The sequence below is a fragment of the Verticiella sediminum genome (assembly GCF_007558815.1).
GTDB classification, from domain to species: Bacteria; Pseudomonadota; Gammaproteobacteria; order Burkholderiales; family Burkholderiaceae_B; genus Verticiella; species Verticiella sediminum.
Window position 1 is genome coordinate 162,473 of the sequence record NZ_VLTJ01000022.1, and the last position, 18,672, is coordinate 181,144.

17 protein-coding genes and 2 pseudogenes are annotated in these 18,672 nt (G+C 71.1%); 13 read left to right on the forward strand and 6 right to left on the reverse strand.

Annotated features, from left to right (window positions below; translation table 11 throughout):
* Positions 1-59: 59 nt before the first annotated feature.
* Positions 60-647, reverse strand: a complete 588-nt coding sequence (locus tag FOZ76_RS11495; RefSeq protein WP_143948392.1) for an LOG family protein — start codon at positions 645-647, stop codon at positions 60-62.
* 110 nt (positions 648-757) lie between these two features.
* Between FOZ76_RS11495 and FOZ76_RS11500 the strand changes: the two genes are divergently transcribed.
* From FOZ76_RS11500 to FOZ76_RS11535, 8 genes and pseudogenes are all read left to right on the forward strand, one after another.
* Positions 758-1,492: a c-type cytochrome gene (locus tag FOZ76_RS11500; protein WP_143948393.1), complete on the forward strand. Its 735-nt coding sequence runs from the start codon at positions 758-760 to the stop codon at positions 1,490-1,492.
* The gene (locus tag FOZ76_RS11505; RefSeq protein ID WP_143948394.1) at positions 1,489-2,796 is read left to right on the forward strand and encodes a c-type cytochrome; all 1,308 of its coding nucleotides are present in this window, start codon (positions 1,489-1,491) and stop codon (positions 2,794-2,796) included. The genes FOZ76_RS11500 and FOZ76_RS11505 overlap by 4 nt, the downstream gene beginning before the upstream one ends.
* 112 nt (positions 2,797-2,908) lie before the next feature.
* A pseudogene (locus tag FOZ76_RS11510) lies at positions 2,909-3,658 on the forward strand (methionine ABC transporter ATP-binding protein); the annotation flags it as partial.
* Positions 3,659-3,693: 35 nt separating this feature from the next.
* On the forward strand, positions 3,694-4,380 hold the full coding sequence (locus FOZ76_RS11515) for a methionine ABC transporter permease (protein WP_143948396.1): 687 nt from the start codon (positions 3,694-3,696) through the stop codon (positions 4,378-4,380).
* Positions 4,377-5,171, forward strand: coding sequence for an IclR family transcriptional regulator (locus FOZ76_RS11520; protein ID WP_170235401.1), 795 nt, complete (start codon positions 4,377-4,379; stop codon positions 5,169-5,171). Before FOZ76_RS11515 ends, FOZ76_RS11520 begins: the two co-directional genes overlap by 4 nt.
* Before the next feature lie 116 nt (positions 5,172-5,287).
* Positions 5,288-6,670 (forward strand): FAD-dependent oxidoreductase, encoded by a 1,383-nt coding sequence (locus FOZ76_RS11525; protein ID WP_143948398.1) that lies wholly within the window; start codon positions 5,288-5,290, stop codon positions 6,668-6,670.
* Between the two features lie 134 nt (positions 6,671-6,804).
* Entirely contained in the window at positions 6,805-7,815 is a 1,011-nt protein-coding gene (locus FOZ76_RS11530; RefSeq protein ID WP_143948399.1) for a Bug family tripartite tricarboxylate transporter substrate binding protein, read from the forward strand.
* A 155-nt stretch (positions 7,816-7,970) separates the two neighbouring features.
* Positions 7,971-8,756: a MetQ/NlpA family ABC transporter substrate-binding protein gene (locus tag FOZ76_RS11535; RefSeq protein WP_143948400.1), complete on the forward strand. Its 786-nt coding sequence runs from the start codon at positions 7,971-7,973 to the stop codon at positions 8,754-8,756.
* A 54-nt stretch (positions 8,757-8,810) separates the two neighbouring features.
* Here the strand turns inward: FOZ76_RS11535 and FOZ76_RS11540 are convergent, their stop codons facing one another.
* The 4 genes from FOZ76_RS11540 to FOZ76_RS28280 form a co-directional block, all read right to left on the reverse strand.
* Complete coding sequence (locus FOZ76_RS11540; protein ID WP_143948401.1) at positions 8,811-9,356, reverse strand: peroxiredoxin family protein; 546 nt, start codon at positions 9,354-9,356, stop codon at positions 8,811-8,813.
* A gap of 29 nt (positions 9,357-9,385) precedes the next feature.
* Complete coding sequence (locus tag FOZ76_RS11545; protein ID WP_170235402.1) at positions 9,386-10,153, reverse strand: BON domain-containing protein; 768 nt, start codon at positions 10,151-10,153, stop codon at positions 9,386-9,388.
* A 20-nt stretch (positions 10,154-10,173) separates the two neighbouring features.
* Positions 10,174-10,764 (reverse strand): phosphoheptose isomerase, encoded by a 591-nt coding sequence (locus FOZ76_RS11550; RefSeq protein ID WP_143948403.1) that lies wholly within the window; start codon positions 10,762-10,764, stop codon positions 10,174-10,176.
* Positions 10,765-10,904: 140 nt separating this feature from the next.
* Positions 10,905-11,495 (reverse strand): YraN family protein, encoded by a 591-nt coding sequence (locus tag FOZ76_RS28280; RefSeq protein WP_342781874.1) that lies wholly within the window; start codon positions 11,493-11,495, stop codon positions 10,905-10,907.
* Positions 11,496-11,526: 31 nt separating this feature from the next.
* Here FOZ76_RS28280 and rsmI point away from each other — a divergent pair, with 31 nt between their 5' ends.
* The gene (rsmI, locus tag FOZ76_RS11560; protein ID WP_143948404.1) at positions 11,527-12,459 is read left to right on the forward strand and encodes a 16S rRNA (cytidine(1402)-2'-O)-methyltransferase; all 933 of its coding nucleotides are present in this window, start codon (positions 11,527-11,529) and stop codon (positions 12,457-12,459) included.
* 210 nt (positions 12,460-12,669) lie between these two features.
* The gene (gene ppx / locus FOZ76_RS11565; protein WP_143948439.1) at positions 12,670-14,166 is read left to right on the forward strand and encodes an exopolyphosphatase; all 1,497 of its coding nucleotides are present in this window, start codon (positions 12,670-12,672) and stop codon (positions 14,164-14,166) included.
* Between the two features lie 118 nt (positions 14,167-14,284).
* On the opposite strand, the gene FOZ76_RS11570 is transcribed toward ppx, so the two are convergent.
* Entirely contained in the window at positions 14,285-14,746 is a 462-nt protein-coding gene (locus tag FOZ76_RS11570; RefSeq protein ID WP_143948405.1) for a SixA phosphatase family protein, read from the reverse strand.
* Positions 14,747-15,062: 316 nt separating this feature from the next.
* Between FOZ76_RS11570 and queA the strand changes: the two are divergent.
* The 3 genes and pseudogenes from queA to FOZ76_RS11585 form a co-directional block, all read left to right on the forward strand.
* Positions 15,063-16,109 (forward strand): annotated as a pseudogene (gene queA / locus FOZ76_RS11575) (tRNA preQ1(34) S-adenosylmethionine ribosyltransferase-isomerase QueA); the annotation flags it as partial.
* A 220-nt stretch (positions 16,110-16,329) separates the two neighbouring features.
* On the forward strand, positions 16,330-17,496 hold the full coding sequence (gene tgt, locus FOZ76_RS11580; protein ID WP_143948406.1) for a tRNA guanosine(34) transglycosylase Tgt: 1,167 nt from the start codon (positions 16,330-16,332) through the stop codon (positions 17,494-17,496).
* Between the two features lie 262 nt (positions 17,497-17,758).
* Positions 17,759-18,670, forward strand: coding sequence for an alpha/beta fold hydrolase (locus FOZ76_RS11585; protein ID WP_170235403.1), 912 nt, complete (start codon positions 17,759-17,761; stop codon positions 18,668-18,670).
* Positions 18,671-18,672 lie beyond the last annotated feature (2 nt).

Below are 18,672 nucleotides of genomic sequence, written 5' to 3' on the forward strand. Positions count from 1 at the left end.
GCGCATTGCGTGAAGCGCGTCCGTTGCGGCGATCCGCGCCCGGGGCGCGGCCGCCCGCCTCAGGTTTCGCTCTTCTCCACCCATTTGTGCACCGCCGGCGCCTCGTAGCAGCGGAACGCCTCGAGCAGGCTCGGCCCATCGACGGCCGCGAGCAGCATGCCGCGGTGGCCTTCGCGCACGAAGCCCGCATGCACGGTTTCGTCCAGAAAGCGCACCAGCGTGTCGTAGTAGCCGGCCACGTTGAGCAGGCCGCAGGGTTTGGCGTGCATGCCCAGTTGCGCCCAGGTCCAGATCTCGAAGATCTCCTCGAGCGTGCCGATGCCGCCCGGCAGCGCCACGAAGGCGTCCGAGAGTTCGGCCATGCGCGCCTTGCGCTCGTGCATGGAAGCCGTGATGAACAGCTCGCTGAGCCCCGAGTGGGCGACCTCGCGATCGACCAGCGCCTGGGGAATGACACCGTAGACTTCGCCGCCGGCGGCCAGCGCCGCGTCGGCCACCCTGCCCATGACGCCGATGCTGGCGCCGCCATAGACCAGGCGGATGCCCCGTTCGGCGAGCAGTGTGCCGAAGGCGGCGGCCGCGGCCACGTATTCGGGCCGGTTGCCCGGATTGGACCCACAATAGATGCAGAGACTGCGGATAGACATGAACATACTCCATCTGGACGCCACATAGTAGCGCGCCGGCCTGGCGGCGCCTGCCCTGCCCGCTACAATACGGGCAACGACGACAAGGCGCGGTCGCACCCGCCAACCCGATGCCGAGACACATCCCCCGCTGGCTGAGCGCCGCCGCCGGCGCCATGCTGGCCCTGGCCGCCTGGATACCCTGTACGCATGCCGAGGAGCGCATCGACGACGGCATGCGCGAGCGCGTCGCCGCCTGTACCGCCTGCCATGGCGCCGAGGGCCGCGCCGGCGCGGACGGCTACTATCCGCGCATCGCGGGCAAGCCGGCCGACTACCTCTACCACCAGTTGCTGAATTTCCGCGACGGCAGGCGCCAGTACGCACCCATGACCTGGCTGCTGGTGAACCTGCCCGACGACTACCTGCGCGAGATCGCGCAGTATTTCGCCGGCCTGCATCCGCCCTACGCGGCCAACCCGCGCACCCAGGCGCCGGCGGCCCAGCTCGCGCGCGGCGAGGCGCTGGTGCGCGACGGCGTGCCGGGCCGGCCCGCCTGCGCGGCCTGCCACGGCGCCGATCTCGCCGGCATCGCGCCCGCCATTCCGGGCCTGCTCGGCCTGCCGCGCGACTACCTGCTGGCGCAGATCGGCGCCTGGCAAGGCGGCACCCGCGCCACGCCGGCGCCCGATTGCATGGCCACGGTGGCGCGCGCCCTCAGCCCCGAGGACGTGGCGGCCGTGGCCGCCTGGCTGGCCAGCCAGCCCCTGCCCGCCGGCTATGCGGCGCGCACCGCGCCGGACCATCCGCTGCCGATCGCCTGCCACGGCGTGCCGCAGCCCGTCGCTACGGAGGCCGGACCATGAGGCTGCCACGCTGGGCCGGCATCCTGGGCGGCGTGCTCCTGGCCGCGATCCTGGTCGCCGGCACCGCCATGTACTGGCTCGGCACCCGCGACGCCCCGCCCGTGCCCGCCAGCACCACGCGATTCGACGACCCCGATCTCGTGCTGCGCGGCGAATACCTGGCGCGCCTGGGCAATTGCGCCACCTGCCATACCACGCGCGGCGGTACGCCCTATGCCGGCGGGCGCGCCGTGCCCACGCCCTTCGGCACGCTGTACGGCCCCAACCTGACGCCGGACGACGACACCGGCATCGGCCGCTGGAGCGCCGACGACTTCTGGCGCGCGCTGCACGAAGGCAAGGCGCCGGGCGGCCGGCTGCTCTATCCCGCCTTCCCCTATCCCGACTACACCCAGGTCACGCGCGCGGACGCGGACGCGATCTACGCCTACTTGCGCGCTCTGCCGCCGGCACGCCAGGAAAGCCCGCCGCATGCCCTGCGCTTTCCGTACGACCAGCCGCTCGCCCTGGCATTCTGGCGCGCGCTGTATTTCCGCCCTGCCGCCTTCGTCCCCGAGGACGGCCAGGACGCGCTCTGGAATCGCGGCGCCTACCTGGTGCGCGGCCTGACGCACTGCGCCGCCTGCCACACGCCGCGCAACGCGCTCGGTGCCAACCGGGCCGACGCCCCGCTCGCCGGCGGCATGATCCCGGTACTGGAATGGTATGCTCCGCCGCTTGCCGGCAACGCCCCGGAAGGGCTGGGCAACTGGCAGGAAGCGGACGTCGCCGCGCTGCTGCGCACCGGCGTGAGCGCCCGCGGCACCGCCGCCGGGCCGATGGCCGACGTGGTCTACGAAAGCCTGCAGCACCTCACCGAGGCCGATACGCAGGCGATGGCGCGCTACCTGAAGTCGCTGCCGCCCTCGCCGCACGTGGCCGCGCAGGCCGCCGCGGAGGGTGCCGGGCGAGGCACCGGCGCCGCCGGCCTGATGTCCCACGGCGCCCAGGTGTACGCCCAGCACTGCGCGGACTGCCACGGCAGCCAGGGCGAAGGCCGGGCGCCGGCGTTTCCTCCGCTGGCGGGCAATCTCTCGGTGCTGGCGCACTCGACCGCGAACACCATCCGCGTGGTGCTCAACGGGGGCTACGCGCCGGGCACGCAGGGCAATCCCCGGCCGCACGGCATGCCCCCCTTTCGGCAGAGCCTGAGCGACAATGACGTCGCCGCCGTGGTGACGTACATCCGGGGGAGCTGGGGCAACGAAGCCGCGCCGGTCTCGCCCCCCGACGTGCGCAGTTTCCGGTCGCTGCCGCTGTACTGACCGGAACGCCCCGGTGCGCGCCCTTCCCCGGGGCGCTGCGTCGGCCGGCGGGCAAGGGCCGGCCGCGCCGGCGCCTGCGCACCCCGGGCCGGGCCCAAGACACGCATTACGCATGATCAGACTCGAACACATCGTCAAGACGTTCCCGGCCGCGCCGGACCGCACCGCATTCACGGCGCTGCACGGCGTCGACCTCGCCGTGCAGACGGGCGAGATCTTCGGCATCATCGGCCGCTCCGGCGCCGGCAAGAGCACGCTCATACGCACCTTGAACCTGCTCGAGCGGCCCACCGCGGGCCGCGTCGTCATCGACGGCGAGGACATCACCGACCTGGACGGCGCCCCGCTGCGCCGGGTGCGCCAGCGCATCGGCATGGTGTTCCAGCACTTCAACCTGCTGTCGGCGCGCACGGTGTACGAGAACGTGCGCCTTCCGCTGCGCATCACCGGCGAATACACCGCGCTGCAGATGCGCGAGCGCGTCGACCAGATGCTCGCCCTGGTGGGCCTGGCGGACCAGCGCGACAAGTATCCCGGCCAGCTCTCCGGCGGCCAGCGCCAGCGCGTGGGCATCGCCCGCGCGCTCGCCAACCGCCCGCGCCTGCTGCTGTGCGACGAGGCCACCTCGGCGCTGGACCCGGAGACCACCCAGTCCATCCTGCAGCTCCTGCGCCGCATCAACCGGGAACTCGGGCTGACCATCGTGCTCATCACCCACGGCATGGACGTCATCCGCGCGGTCTGCCACCGCGTGGCCATCCTCGACCAGGGCCGCATCGTCGAAGAAGGCGAGGTCGAGCACATCTTCCGCGCGCCGCAGCACGCGGTGACGCGCGCCCTGCTCGACCCCATGGGCATCCATTTCGGCACGCCCGCGCCCCTGGGGGAGGCGTCGTGATGGAAACGCTCGCCAACCTGTGGTCCATCCTGGCCGACATGGACTGGCCGCAGATTCTCGCCGCCACCTGGGAAACCCTGGTCATGACCGGGGTCTCGCTGTTCTTCACGGTGCTCATCGGCCTGCCGCTGGGCATCCTGCTGTTTCTCACCGGCCGGGGCCAGTGGCTGCAGAGCCGCGCCGTCTACGGCGCACTGTCCATCGTCACCAACATCCTGCGCTCCGTGCCCTTCATCATCCTCTTGATCGTGATGATCCCGATCACGCTGTGGATGGTCGGCACCTCGCTGGGCGTGCGCGGCACCATACCGCCGCTGGTGGCGGCCGCCGCGCCCTTTTTCGCGCGGCTCACCGAGAACGTACTGCGCGAGATCGACCGCGGCATCATCGAAGCCTGCCACGCCATGGGCGCGGACACCCGCCAGATGGTGGGCTGGGCCGTCCTGCCCGAAGCGCTGACCGGGCTGGTCGGCGCCGTGACCGTCACGGCGATCATGCTGGTCGGCTACTCGGCGATGTCCGGCGTGATCGGCGGCGGCGGCCTGGGCGATCTGGCCGTGCGCTTCGGCTACCAGCGCTTCCAGACCGAGGTCATGGTGGTCACGGTGGCGATCCTGGTCATACTCGTGCAGGTGCTGCAGTGGTTCGGCGACTGGCTGGTCCGACGGCTCGACCACCGGGCGTGAGCACGGCCACCCGCGCCACCGGCACCGGCACGGTCAAGTCGGCCGACCGCGCGCTCGACATCCTCGAACTGCTCGCCGCCTCCGGCCGCAGCCTGGGGCACGCCGAGCTGGCGCGTCGCACCGGCATTCCGAAAAGCAGCCTGACGATGATGCTGCGCAACCTGGTCGATCGCGGCTATGTCGCCGTCGACCCGGTGGAAGGCCCGACCGGCTACCGCCTGGGCGACAGCACTTACGCGCTGGCCAGGCAGGGGGCGCGGGTGCGCGACATCGTCGCGGTGGCGCAGCCGGCCCTGGAGCGCCTGACCCGCCGCGTGGACGAATCCTCCGCGCTCTACCTGCTGCGCGACGACATGGCCGAGCGCGTCTGCAGCGCGCGCAGCGAACGCGCGCTGCTGTACGCCATGCACGTCGGCGTGCGCGCCCCGCTCTATGCGAACTCCGCGGGCAAGCTGTTCCTGGCCTGGAAGAGCGCGCGCGAGCGCGAACGCTACCTCGCCGCGCTCGACATGGCGCCGCTCACCGACCGCACACTGCGCTCGCCCGTGCAACTGCGGCGCCAGCTTCCCCGCATACGGCAGGAACAGGCGGCCTACAGCCTGGGCGAGTTCACGCCCGGCGTGGCCGGCGTGTCGGTGCCGGTGCTCGATCCGCACGGCAAGCTGCTGGCGGGGGTCGGCGTGGCCCTGCCCGAAGCCCGTCTGGACGAGCCCTGCCGGCAACGCTTGCTCGCGGCGCTGCGCGCATGCGCGGCCGAGATCTCGGCCGCGCTCGAACTGCGGCGCGGCTGAGCCGTCGTCCCCCGCGCGGCACAGGAAGTGTTCACGGGTGTGAACATCGCGTTGTCGCCCCCACGCCTCGCACCTACGCTGGCGGTCATTCTTCATGACCTGACCAGGAGCGAGACATGACTTCCCAACCCTGCTTGCGCGAACATCTGGACACCCCGATCGTCGACGCCTACGACGTCGTGGTCGCCGGCGGCGGCGCTTCCGGCCTGATCGCCGCGGTATCGGCCGCGCGCGCCGGCGCGCGCACCCTGCTGGTGGAACACTCGGGCTGCCTGGGCGGCACCGCGACCTACGGCATGGTCGCGCAGTGGATCGGCTTCTTCAACCGCGACACCCGCGTCGTGGGCGGCCTGCCCTATGAGCTCAGCGAGCACGTGCGCCGCCTCGGCGGCAGCGACGGCTTTCACCGCTACGTGCTGGCCGAGGCCAGCAGCAATCCGGTGCCGATCTACAACTTCCCCTTCAACCCGGAAGTCCTGAAGTATGCCGCCGACGAACTCGTGCAGGAGGCCGGCGTCGCCCTGCGTCTGCACGCCCGGGTGGTGGCGCCGCTGATGGCCGATGCCGGGCGGGTCGGCGGCGTGGTGATCGAGGACATCGGCGGGCGCTCGGCCGTGCGCGCCGGCATGGTCATCGACGCGACCGGCGACGCCACGCTGGCCGCCGCGGCGGGTGTCGCATGCGCGGGCACCGAGGCCGCCCAGCGCCGCGAGCGCCAGCCCTGCACGCTGGTGTTCCGCATGTCCAACGTCGACGTGGCGCGCTTTCGCGCCCTGCCGCGCGAGGAGAAGCGGGCGCTCGCGCTGCGCGGCCTGGAGGAAGGCCGCATCTATTGGGAAAGCCTGTCGTTCTGCAGCACGCCCGACTACACCGACGCCATCGGCCTGATGAGCCGCATCCACGACGTGGACGCGCTCGACCCCGCCGACCTGACCCGGGCCGAGGTCAAGGGCCGGCGCCAGATCCACAACATCGTCGGCTTTCTCAAGGAGCGCGTGCCCGGCTTCGAGCGCGCGTCGCTGGCCGGCATCGCGGCCCACGTGGGCGTGCGCGAGACCCGGCGCATCGTCGGGCGCCACACCCTGACCGAGGAAGAGATCGTCGGCGGCGCCCGCCACGCCGACACCATCGCCCTGGGCGCCGGCCCCATGGACCTGCACGAAGCCAACGGCGGCACCGGCATCGCCCTCTGGACGCCGGAGCATCCGTTCGAAATCCCGATGCGCTGCCTGGTCCCCGCCGAGCTCGGCGGTGTGCTGGTCACCGGCCGCGCCATCTCGGCGACCCGCAGCGCGAACGGCGGCAGCCGCCACATGGGCACCGCCATGTGCCTGGGCGAGGCGGCGGGCGTACTGGCCACCGAACTGCTGGGCCAGCACAGCGACGCGCTGCCGCACGAGCGGGTGCGCGCCGTTCTGCGTTCGCGCGAGGCGCTGATCTCGGTCGACGACGCCCTGGCCGCCGACACACCCGCCAGCGCTTTCAAGGCCGCGGCCTGAAGCGGCGGGCATCGCCCCGGCACCACGAGCAGGCTCAAGCCGGGCCACGGCCTGCGCAGCGGATCGGCAAGCAGCGGCAACGGCTCTGCACAACGGCATCCTGCACTGAACGAACCGTATAAGGAGACACTCTCATGACTCGACAGACTCGAACCGTGACGCGCTGGCGCCATGGCCTGCGGGCGCTCGCGCTCGGCCTGGTTGCCGCGCTCGGCGCGACCACCGGCGCCGGCGCGGCGGCCGCCGCGACCTTTCCCAGCCAGCCCATCCGTCTGGTGGTTCCGTTTCCGCCGGGCGGCCCGTCGGACGTCACCGCGCGTGCGATCTCGAGCGGCATGTCGCAGGCGCTCGGACAGCCCGTGGTGGTGGAGAACCGGCCGGGCGCGGGCGCAGTGCTCGCCAGCGAATCCGTGCTCAACAGTGCGCACGACGGCCATACGCTGCTGATGGCGAGCAACATCCTGTCCACCGGCAAGGCGCTGTATCCCAACCTGCGCTTCGACCCGGCCCGGGATTTCCGCGCGGTTGCCGGCGTGTTCAAGAGCCCGCACGTCGTGGTGGTGGCGCCGACCTTCCCCGGCGACGGCATCCAGGACCTGCTGCGCTATGCCGACGAGCACGGCGAGGCCATGGACTACGCATCATCGGGCGCCGGCACCATGCCGCACCTGGGTACCGAACTGTTCAAGCAGTTGACGGGCGCGCCGATGCGCGCGATTCCCTACAAGGGTTCCAGCCCTGCCCTGATCGCCGTGATGTCGGGCGAAGTACCGGTCTACTTCGACATCCTGCTCTCGGCGCAGAACCTGGTGCGCACCGGCAAGCTCAAGCCGCTCGCAGTCACCAGCGCCGAGCGGCTGGCCCAGTTTCCCAACGTTCCCACGGTGATGGAGCAAGGCGTTGCCGACTTCGAGCTCTATTCCTGGTTCGGCATCGTGGTGCCGTCGGACGTGCCCGATGCCGTGGTCGAGCGTCTGAATGAGGCTGTCAACGAGGCGATGCGGACGCCCGCCTTCGCCCGGCAACTGGAGACGTTGGCAGCCTTGCCCATCGGAGGCGAAGCCGCCGAATTCCAGGCGATGATCGAGCAGGATACCGAGCTGTGGGGTCGCACCATCGAGAAGGCGGGCATCACGCTGGAGTGAGCGGCAAGCCGGCTTGAAAGCGGGCGCGGGCAACCTCACCTACCCTCGATTGCATACGCATTTGCATATGCGCGGGAGGCATTGCGCGGACGGCTAGAATCGGCGGCCCGGAGCAGGCGCCTACGCCCGAACCCATTGCTTTCGAGGAAGACTTCATGTTCAAGCCCCTACTGTTGCGCACCACGCTCGCCGCCGCCCTGCTCGCCGGCGCAGCCGCGCATGCCGACACGCTGACCGTCGCCGCCACGCCGGTGCCGCACGCCGAGATCCTCGAGCACGTCAAGCCTGCCCTCGCCAGGGAAGGCGTCGAGCTCGACATCAAGGTCTTCACCGACTACGTGCAGCCCAACCTGCAGGTTGCGCAAAAGCAGCTCGACGCCAACTTCTTCCAGCATCAGCCCTATCTCGACGAGTTCAACAAGAGCCGCGGCACCGACCTGGTTTCGGTCGCCGCGGTCCACGTCGAGCCTTTCGGCGCGTACTCGCGCAAGCTGAAGGATCTCGAGGACCTGGACGAAGGCGCCACCATCGCCATCCCCAACGACCCGTCCAACGGCGCACGCGCGCTGCTCCTGCTGCACAAGGCCGGGGTGATCCAGTTGAAGGACCCGTCCAACATCCTGGCCACCTCGCGCGACATCGGCGAAAACCCCAAGAAGCTGCGTTTCCGTGAACTGGAGGCGGCCACCCTGCCCCGCGTGCTCGACCAGGTCGACCTGGCTCTCATCAACACCAACTACGCGCTGGAAGCGGGTCTGAACCCCAGGGCCGACGCCTTGTTGATCGAAGGCGCCGACTCGCCTTACGCCAACATCGTCGTCACCCGCCAGGACAACGCCGAATCCGAGAACCTGCGCAAGCTCGTGCAGGCGCTGCATTCGGACGACGTGCGCAAGTTCATCGACGAGAAGTACCAGGGAGCCGTGGTTCCGGCGTTCTGAGCCGTGCGCCGGCGAGCCGCGCGTGGTGGCGGCTCGCCGGCACCGCAGCGACGTTCAGGACGCCAGCGCCCGCTCGATGTCCGCGAAGAAGAGCTTCTGGTCCACGTCGCCCAGGTAGCGCTTGACGATCCGCCCCTCGCGGTCGATCAGAAAGGAGGTGGGCGTCAGGCGCACGTCGCCGAAAGCCTTGGCCACCTCGCCGACCGGATCGAGCGCCACCGTGAACGGCAGCTTGCGCGTCTGGACGAAGTTCAGCACGTAATTCGCCGGGTCGTAGGACATCGCGACGGCGAGCACCTCGTAGCCGCGATCCCGGTAGGTTTCGTACGACTCCGTGATCATCGGCATCTTCTTCACGCAGGTGACGCAACTGGTGGCCCAGAAGTTCACCAGGACGACCTTGCCGCGCAGATCCTCGGTGCCGATCTTGCGTCCGTCGATGGCGGCGAAGGCGACGTCCGGCGCGCGCTCGGCCGGGGCGAACAACAACCAGCCGCCGATGGCCGCCGCCACGGCGAGAATCAGGACAACGATGTGCCTGGCCGCACCGCGCTGGCGGCGGTCGGTGCGCGTGGCGAGCGTACGAGGAAGGCCGGACATGGTGCGGGCGTCCTTGCGATGCGGCGCCCTCAGGGGGCGCGCGGGATGGGAATGACCTGGGCCGCTCCGGTGTCCACCGGTGCGGGCGTAGACGCGGCGGGCGTGCCGCCGGCGGGCGAACTCAGCTCGGAAATCGGCGTGCCCGTGGTGGCCGGCGCCGGCGTCTGCGCCGGCTGCTGCACGGCCGTGGTGCGTGCCGCTTCGTCTTCGCTGATGTACTCGTAGAACGTGAGCACCTTGCCGACGCCGCGTACCTGCGCCGCGGCCTGCGCGGCCATGTCGCCTTCGCGCTTGGAAACGCGCCCCTGCAGGTGCACCACGCCGCGGAAGGTGGTGATGGCAAAGCTGTTGGACGGCAGCCCCGAGGTGCCGATCAGGCGAGTGCGCACCTGGCCGGAAATCCAGCTATCGTTGGCACCTTGCGAGACCGTGCGCGCCGGGCCGACGATCAGCCGGTTGATGACACCACCCACGTTCTGCTGCCCGGCGGCGATGCGCTCGGCGCGCGCCTTGCTCGCCTCGTCGGCCACGGCGCCCACCAGCAGCACGCTCCGGTTGTAGGACGACGGCGTCACCTGCGCCTTCTCGCCCAGTTCCTTGTCCACCGCATCGCGCACGCGCATCTCGATGGCCTGGTCCTCGACCTGGATGCCCGGACTGCGCCGGTCGGTCGCGACCACCGTCGTACCCACCAGCGCGCCGCCCATCAGCGCCGGCACACACCCGGAGAGCGCGGCCGCCAGGGCCGCCAACGCCAGCATCCGGCCACCAGCGCGCATGGCACCCCCTTGCTTCATCACTGCCACTTCACACACCATCAAGCATCCCCGAGTAACTGCGCATCGATGCCATCGCACAGCAGATGGACCAGGAGCGAATGAACCTCCTGGATGCGCATCGTGCGATCGTGCGGCACGCACAAATGGAAATCATGCGGGCTCAGCATCCCGCGCAGCCGCCCGCCGCCTCGCCCGGTGAGGGCGATGACGACCATCTCGCGCTCCTGCGCGGCCTCGACCGCGCGCACGATGCTGGGCGAATTGCCGCTGGTGGAGATCGCCACCAGCACGTCGCCCGGCTGGCCCAGCGCATTCACCTGGCGCGCGAACACGTCCTCGTAGCCGTAGTCGTTGGAGACGGCGGTGAGGATGGCGGTGTCGGTATTGAGCGCCACGGCGGCCAGCGGCAGGCGTTCGCGCTCGAAGCGGCCGACCAGTTCGGCCACGAAATGCTGGGCGTCGGCGGCCGAGCCGCCATTGCCGCAAGCGAGAATCTTGCAATTGCTGGAAAGCGCGAGGAACAAGGCCTCGGCGGCGGCGGCCGTGGGCGCCGACAGCTCGGTCGCGCATTGCTCGAACAGGGCAATGGCGTCCCGAAAATGCGTGTTGAAACGGGAGGTCAGGTCCATAGCGCGGGATTATCTCACGCACACGGCGTTGCGCGCCGGGGGATGAACGCGTCGCGCAGGGAACGCAGAGCGATGCCGGCGGAAAAGCCAGGTGCGGACGCGTGAACGCGCCGAGCGCGAGGGACATGGCGTCGACGGCCCTAGACATTTCCCGTCTCGTCGAAAGCGCCGCGCACCCATTGCAGGGCCTCGCCTTCGAGGGCGACCACGTCGAAGCGGCAGGCGGGCACCGGCCCGCGCCACAGCGTCTGCAGAAACACCTGGGCGGTGCGCATCAGGCGCCGGCGCTTGTCCCAGCCCACGCTGGCCAGCGCGCCGCCGTGGCTGCCGCCGCGACGCTCGCGCACTTCGACGAACACCAGGTGCTCGCCGTCGCGCATGACGAGATCCAGTTCGCCCGTGCGTGCGCGCAGGTTCTGCGCCACGCAGACCAGGCCGGCCGCCTCGAGATGCGCCCGGGCCCGCGCCTGTGCGAGTTCGCCCTGCCGCTGGGTGGCCGACACGGCGGCCGGCTGGGCCGCCATGGCGAGCTCGCGCCGGCGGCGACGCCTGGCCTTGCGCTGCGCCCGCAGGGCGAGCGCGTAGGCCAGGTCCGGTGCCGCAACGAGCGCGCTGCGGCCGGGGTGGTCGGCAGGGCTGGCATGACCGCAATTGCCGGAGCTGCCGGAATCGCCAGGATCGCTGCGATCGTCCGCGTCCCTGGAACCGCTGGAGCGTTTGCGCCGGCGCATGCCTCGAACCCGGGCCGGTTATGCTTGCGCCATGACGACGCACGCCCCCGAATCGACCGCCGCCGACGCGCTGGCCGCCTGGCGCCGCCAGGCCGAACAGGTTGCCCTGCAGGACTGGCCGCCCGCGACGCTGTACGTGGTGGCCACGCCCATCGGCAACCTGGGCGATCTCAGCCTGCGTGCGCTGCATGCCCTGCGCACCGTGGACGTGATCGCCGCCGAGGACACCCGCACCAGCCGCGCGCTGCTCGACGCCTGGGGCATCGGCACACCGCTGATGGCGGCCCATCGCCACAACGAAGCCGCCGCGGCGGCGGCCATTGTGCAGCGCCTTGCCGCGGGCGCGCGGGTGGCCCTGGTGTCCGATGCCGGCGCGCCGGCCGTGAGCGACCCGGGCGCGCGCATCGTGCGCGCCGTGCAGCAGGCCGGATACCGCGTCGTCCCGCTGCCCGGCCCCAGCGCCGTGATCGCCGCGCTGATGGCCAGCGGCGCAACCTCCGACGAGAACCCGGCTTTCGCCTTCGCCGGCTTCGTGCCCGCGAAGGCCGCCGCCCGCGCGGCCTGGCTCGCGCGCTGGTGCGCCCTGCCCGCGCCGGTGGTGATGTTCGAATCCCCGCACCGGCTGGCCGCCACCCTGGACGAGTTGGGCCGTGTGTGCGGTACGGGCCGCGAGCTTACGCTGGCGCGCGAGCTGACCAAGCGCTTCGAGGAAGTGGCGACGCTGCCGCTGGCGCAGGCGCCGGCCTGGCTCGCCGCGCAGGCCAAGCGCAGCCAGGGCGAGTTCGTGCTCATCGTGCACGAAGCGCCGCCCGCCCAGGCGCAGGAGGCCGGCGCGGCCGACGACACCCTGCGCGCCCTGCTCGACGCGGTGAGCGTGCGCGATGCGGCACGGATCGCCGCGCGCATCACCGGCCTGCCGCGCGATGCCCTGTACGCGCGGGCACTGGCCCTGCGCGACGAATGACGGCGCTCCGTGGCGGGACGTAGCGGCAAGCGGGGGCATGCGAGACATGGCGACATGGCGGGCTCCGGTGGCAAGAACCCACCATAGCCGCAGCGCCGTGCGCCGGCACGCTCAGTGCGCGGATTTCATCGCACCTCGCCGCCCGCCACGCCGGGCCGCCAGGCTTTACACTGCGCACTTCACGCTCGCCCCGGGGTTTACCCCATGCCCATGACCCACATGCTCGCCGGCGTCGATCTAGGCTCCAACAGCTTTCGCCTCGCCATCGGCCGTGTCGTCTACGACGACGGCGTCCCCCAGGTCTATCAAGTGGACCGCCTGAAGGAGACCGTGCGCCTGGCCGCCGGCCTGGACGACGACCAGGTGCTCGACGAAGCCACCATCGCGCGCGCGGTCGCCGTGCTCGAGCGCTTCGGCGAACGCCTGCGCAGCTTCGATCCGGACCGCGTGCGCGCGGTGGCGACCAACACGTTTCGCGTCGCCCGCAACGTCGAGGAACTGCATCGCCGCGCCGAAGCCGCACTCGGCTTTCCGATCGAAGTCATCGCCGGACGCGAAGAGGCCCGCCTGATCTTCGCCGGCGTGGCCCACTCCCTGCCGGGCTCGCCCGAGCGGCGCTTCATCGTCGACATCGGCGGCGGCTCTACGGAATGCATCGTCGGTACGGGCTTCGAGCCCGAGCTGATGGAATCGCTGCCCATGGGCTGCGTCAGCTACAGCCGCCGCTTCTTCCCGGACGGACGGGTCGACCGCGACCGCATGCTGCGCGCCGAACTGGCCGCGCGCGAGCAAGTCCAGGGCATCGCCCGGACGTACCGGCGCCTGGGCTGGACGGCCGCCTATGGCTCCTCCGGCACGGCCAAGGCGCTGGCCGCCATCCTGCCCGCCACCGGCCTGTCCGAGGCCGGCATTACGCGGGAAGGCCTGCACCGTCTGCGCGAGCGCCTGATCGACGCAGGCTCGGTCGACGCCGCCAAGCTGCTCGACATCAAGCCCGACCGCGCCGCCGTGCTGCCCGGCGGGCTCGCCATCATGCGCGCGGCCTTCGACGAACTGGGCATCGAGACCATGCAGACCGCCGACGGCGCGCTGCGCGTGGGCGTGCTCTACGACCTGCTGGGACGCGAGGCCGAGCAGGACAAGCGCGCCCATACGGTGCGCCAGTTCATGGTGCGCTACGAAGTGGACCAGGCGCAGGCCGCGCGGGTGCGGGCGAGCGCCCTGGCGCTCTATCGCGACGTCACGGACAAGAGCGGGCAGCGCGCCGACGCGGACGAGGTGGCGCAGCTTCTGGGCTGGGCCGCCGAGCTGCACGAGTGCGGCTTGTCCATCTCGCACAGCAGCCATCACACGCATGCCGCCTACATCCTCGGCCACGCCGACATGCCGGGATTCTCCAGTTCGGAACAGCAACTGCTCGCCACGCTCTGCCTGGGGCATTACGGCAAGCTCACTCGTCCCGAATTCAAGATCCTGAGCCCGCAGCACTGGCTGGCCCTGCTCTGCCTGCGGTTGGGCTGCCTGCTCTGCCGGCGCCGCGAGGACCTGCCCGCACCGCCGCTGCGCGCCGTCCTCGGCAAGAAGCAGGTGCATCTGCAGGTGCAGGCCGACTGGCTCGCCGAACATCCGCTCACGGACTACAGTCTGCGCAGCGAAGCCGAGGAGTGGGCAAAGGCCGGCCACAAGCTGACCATCGACGCGCAATGAGAGGGCGGCGGGCGCTGGCCCGCCGCGCCGCCTTGGATGGTCGGCCCCGGGCCCGCCGGGCAGCGCGAGGCGCCGCCGGGCTCGTTCTTTCCAGAACCCGTCGCTGATCCCCAGGGGCTCAGAGCAGGTCGGCGTCGACGACCGTGCGCACGACCACGCCGCGCGTGCCGTCGTCCTCGATCTCGTCGGGGTGGGTCAGCCACCAGATACCGGCGCGCCGCACCGACCAGTAGCGATCGCTCCCCGTCATGAGCAGCGAGGCCACGCGGCCCAGGGTAGGCTGATGGCCGACCACCAGCACCGTCCCGCCCGCCTCCGGCCAGCCGGCAACCTTCAGCACGGCGCCGGCCTCGGCATTGGGCGCAACGGCCTGCACCACGTCGTAGCTGCGCCCGAGCGCGTCCGCGGTCTCACAGGCGCGCACGGCCGGGCTCACGATGATGCGCGTGTCGTGCGGCAGGTGCGCGCGCAGCCAGGCGCCGGCCCGCCGGGCCTGCTCGCGCCCGTGCGGTGTCAGCTTGCGCAGCATGTCGTGGCGGCCGTCTTCGGCCTGCGCATGCCGCCAGAGAATGAGGTTCATGGTCGATGCCGTCGTTGATGAGGAGGACGCGCCGCGGCAGCGTGAGTCGCTCCCGCCTGAAGGCGGCAGCTTCCTCGCCACAAAATGGGGGGCGCCTTCGGCGCCGGGATGGGCTTGCCTCGCTAGCCCTCGCCCTGCAGGGAGAGGCTTGCGCTTCAGCCGGTGGTCATGCCGCGATCTGGCCGCGTTCTGCAGCGATTGTATGTGAAAGCCGCCGCAGTTCCACACCAGCGGGCGCAGCCGCGGCTCGGGTAGAATGCCGGCTTTCCCCCGCCACTCTCCACGGCAGGCGCCTCGCGCGTGCGCCGGCTTCGCCATGACTTCCAGGCTGACCCTGGCCGATTTCCACTACGACCTGCCGCCCGAACTCGTCGCCCAGCACCCGGCGGCCGAACGCGCGGCGAGCCGCCTGCTGCACCTGGACGCCGCGGGCGCCTTGCACGATCGCCGGTTTCCGGACCTGCTCGAACTCGCCCGTCCAGGCGATCTGCTCGTCTTCAACGACACGCGCGTCATCAAGGCCAGGCTGCGCGGCGAGAAAGCCAGCGGCGGCAAGGTGGAAGTGCTGGTCGAACGCATCACCGCCGAGCGGCGCGCGCTCGCTCATGTCCGGGCGAGCAAGTCGCCGCGCGCCGGTACGCGCCTGCGCCTGGCCGACGCCTTCGAGGCCGAGGTGCTGGGCCGGGACGGCGAGCTGTTCGAACTCGCCTTTCCCGCGCCCGTGCTGGAACTGCTGGAGGCGCACGGCGCCACGCCGCTGCCGCCCTACATCGCGCACACCGCCGAGGCCGACGACGACGCCCGCTACCAGACGGTCTACGCGCGCGAGCCGGGCGCGGTGGCCGCGCCCACCGCCGGCCTGCACTTCGACGACGCCGTGCTTGCACGCTTCGACGCCTTGGGCGTTGCGCGCGCCTACGTCACCCTGCACGTGGGGGCCGGCACCTTCCAGCCGGTGCGCACGCAGAACCTGGACGAGCACGTCATGCACAGCGAGCGCTACCAGGTGCCCGCCGAGACCGTCGAAGCGATCCGGCGCACCCGCACCCGGGGCGGCCGGGTCATCGCGGTGGGCACGACCAGCGTGCGCGCGCTCGAATCGGCCGCCGGCGCCGTGGGCACGCCGGAGCGCACCCTGGCCGAACCGTACCAGGGCGACACCCGGCTCTTCATCACGCCCGGCTACCGCTTTCGCGTCGTCGACGCGCTGGTCACGAATTTCCACCTGCCCGAGTCGACCCTGCTGATGCTGATCTCGGCCTTCGCCGGCGTAGAGCCCATCCAGCGCGCCTATGCGCATGCGGTGGCGCAGCGCTATCGGTTCTTCAGCTATGGCGACGCCATGCTGATCGAAAGCCCGGCGGCGGCGGAGGAGGACGACCCCCACGCTGGCCCGCTCTCGCGGGCTGCGCTGCCCCCCGAGGGGGCGCCCGCCGCCTTGGGGCGGCCCGGCGGCGGCGGGGACGACCCCCACGCTGGCCCGCTCTCGCGGGCTGCGCTGCCCCCCGAGGGGGCGCCCGCCGCCGGCGGGGACCATTCTGCGAATGATCCGGGGCGCGGCGCCGGCCAGTGAACTCACGACCATGACCCACACGACTCCTCTCGCCTCCTCCTCGCGTCCGGGGCTGACCTTCGAACTGCTCGCCACCGACGGCAAGGCGCGGCGCGGGCGGCTGCTGCTCAACCACGGCGAAGTGCACACGCCGATGTTCATGCCGGTCGGCACCTACGGCTCGGTCAAGGCGATGGATCCGGTGGAGCTGCGCCAGATCGGCTCGCAGGTGATCCTGGGCAACACCTTCCACCTGTGGCTGCGCCCGGGCACCGAGATCATGCAGGCGCATGGCGGGCTGCATGGCTTCATGCAGTGGCCCGGGCCCATCCTCACCGACTCGGGCGGCTTCCAGGTGTTCAGCCTGCAGGGCATGCGCAAGATCACCGAGGAAGGCGTGCGCTTCGCCTCGCCCATCGACGGCGCGCGGCTGTTCCTCACCCCCGAGGAATCCATGCGCATCCAGCGCGCGCTCGATTCGGACATCGCCATGGTGTTCGACGAGTGCACGCCCTACAAGATCGGCGAGCGTCCAGCCACCCAGGAGGAAGCCGCGCGTTCCATGCGCATGTCCTTGCGCTGGGCCCAGCGCTCGCGCGACAGCTTCGAGGCACTGGAGAACCCCAACGCCCTCTTCGGCATCGTGCAGGGCGGCATGTTCGAGGGGCTGCGCGACGAGTCGCTCGCCGGCCTGGTCGACATCGGCTTTCACGGCTACGCCATCGGCGGCCTGTCGGTGGGCGAACCCAAGGAAGACATGCTGCGCATCCTCGCGCACGTCGCCCCGCGCCTGCCGGTGGATGCCCCGCGCTACCTGATGGGCGTCGGTACCCCCGAGGACCTGGTCGAAGGCGTGGCCAACGGCGTGGACATGTTCGACTGCGTCATGCCCACGCGCAACGCGCGCAACGGCTGGCTGTTCACCCGCTACGGCGACATCAAGATCCGCAACGCGCGCTATCGCGACGACACCGCGCCGCTGGACGAAAGCTGCGCCTGCCCGACCTGCACCCGCTTCACGCGCGCCTACCTGCACCACCTGCAGCGCGCCAACGAGATTCTCGGCGCCCGGCTGAACACGCTGCACAACCTGTACTTCTACCTGCAGATCATGCGCGAGATGCGCGAGGCCATCGCGGCCGGCACTTTCGAGTCATGGCGCGCCCGGTTCGCCGCCGATCGCGCGCGCGGGGTGTAGCGCAACCAGTCGCGGGCGCCGCCGGCCGGCAGGGCGCGGGGCGACAGGCGAGCCGCCAGGAATCGCACACGGCATGCAGGATTGCCCGGATGGCAGGCGCGCACGCTTTTGATACAGTCGGCAGGCGGCGACCGTACGGCGCCGGACAAGAAGATTCAACACGATCCGTCGGAGAGCGACACTCATGCCATCTGTCGCATCAGGGGATGCGCACGGCGCCGCCGGCGCCGCAATCTGCGCTCAAGGGGGGCAGGTCAACTGGTTGACCGCTCGTGACGGCCGGCGGGTGCGCACAGCGTTCTTTCCGGTGGCCGACGCCGCGGGGCACGTGCTCCTGCTCAACGGGCGCACCGAGTTCATCGAAAAGTATCTCGAGACCATTGCCTCGCTGCGCGAGCGCGGTCTTGCCGTGTGGACCCTGGACTGGCGCGGACAGGGGCGCTCGGAACGCCTGCTGGACGACGCCGAGCGCGGACATGCCGGCAGCTTCGACGACTTCGTCGACGACCTCGACCGCTACCTCACCACCAGCGTGCTGCCCGGCGCCGCCGGCGCGCCGCTCATGCTGCTCGCGCATTCCATGGGCGGCAATATCGGCCTGCGCTTTCTGCATGGCCATCAGCACCATTTCCAGCGCGCGGTGTTCAGCGCCCCCATGGTCGCTTTCCACGTCGGCAAGCTGCCCCGGCCCTTGGCCCGCCTGCTGGCCGGCGCGATGTGCGCCACGGGCCGCGCCGGCGCCTATGCGATGGGCCAGGGGCCGGCCGCCAGCCATCCGGTGTTCGACGACAACCCGCTGACCAGTTGCCCCGAGCGTTTCGCGCGGCTGCAGCGCCTGCTCGAGGACGATCCCGAGTCGCGCCTGGGCGGGGTCACGTGGGGCTGGCTGAGCGCGGCGCTGCGCTCGACGGCGCTGACCGATGCGCCCGGCTTCGCCCGGCAGCTCCGGATCCCGCTGCTGGTCTTCGTGGCGCAGCAGGAGCGGATCGTCGACAACGCCGCCATCGGTCGGTTCGTCGGCGCGCTGCCCGCGGGCCGTCTGGTCGAGATCCCGGGAGCCCGCCACGAACTCCTGTGCGAGCGCGACGAACCGCGCTCGATGGTATGGCGCGAGATCGATCGTTTCCTGGACGTGCGGGCCCGTCCGCCCGACGCCGTCCTCGGCATGGCGTAGCC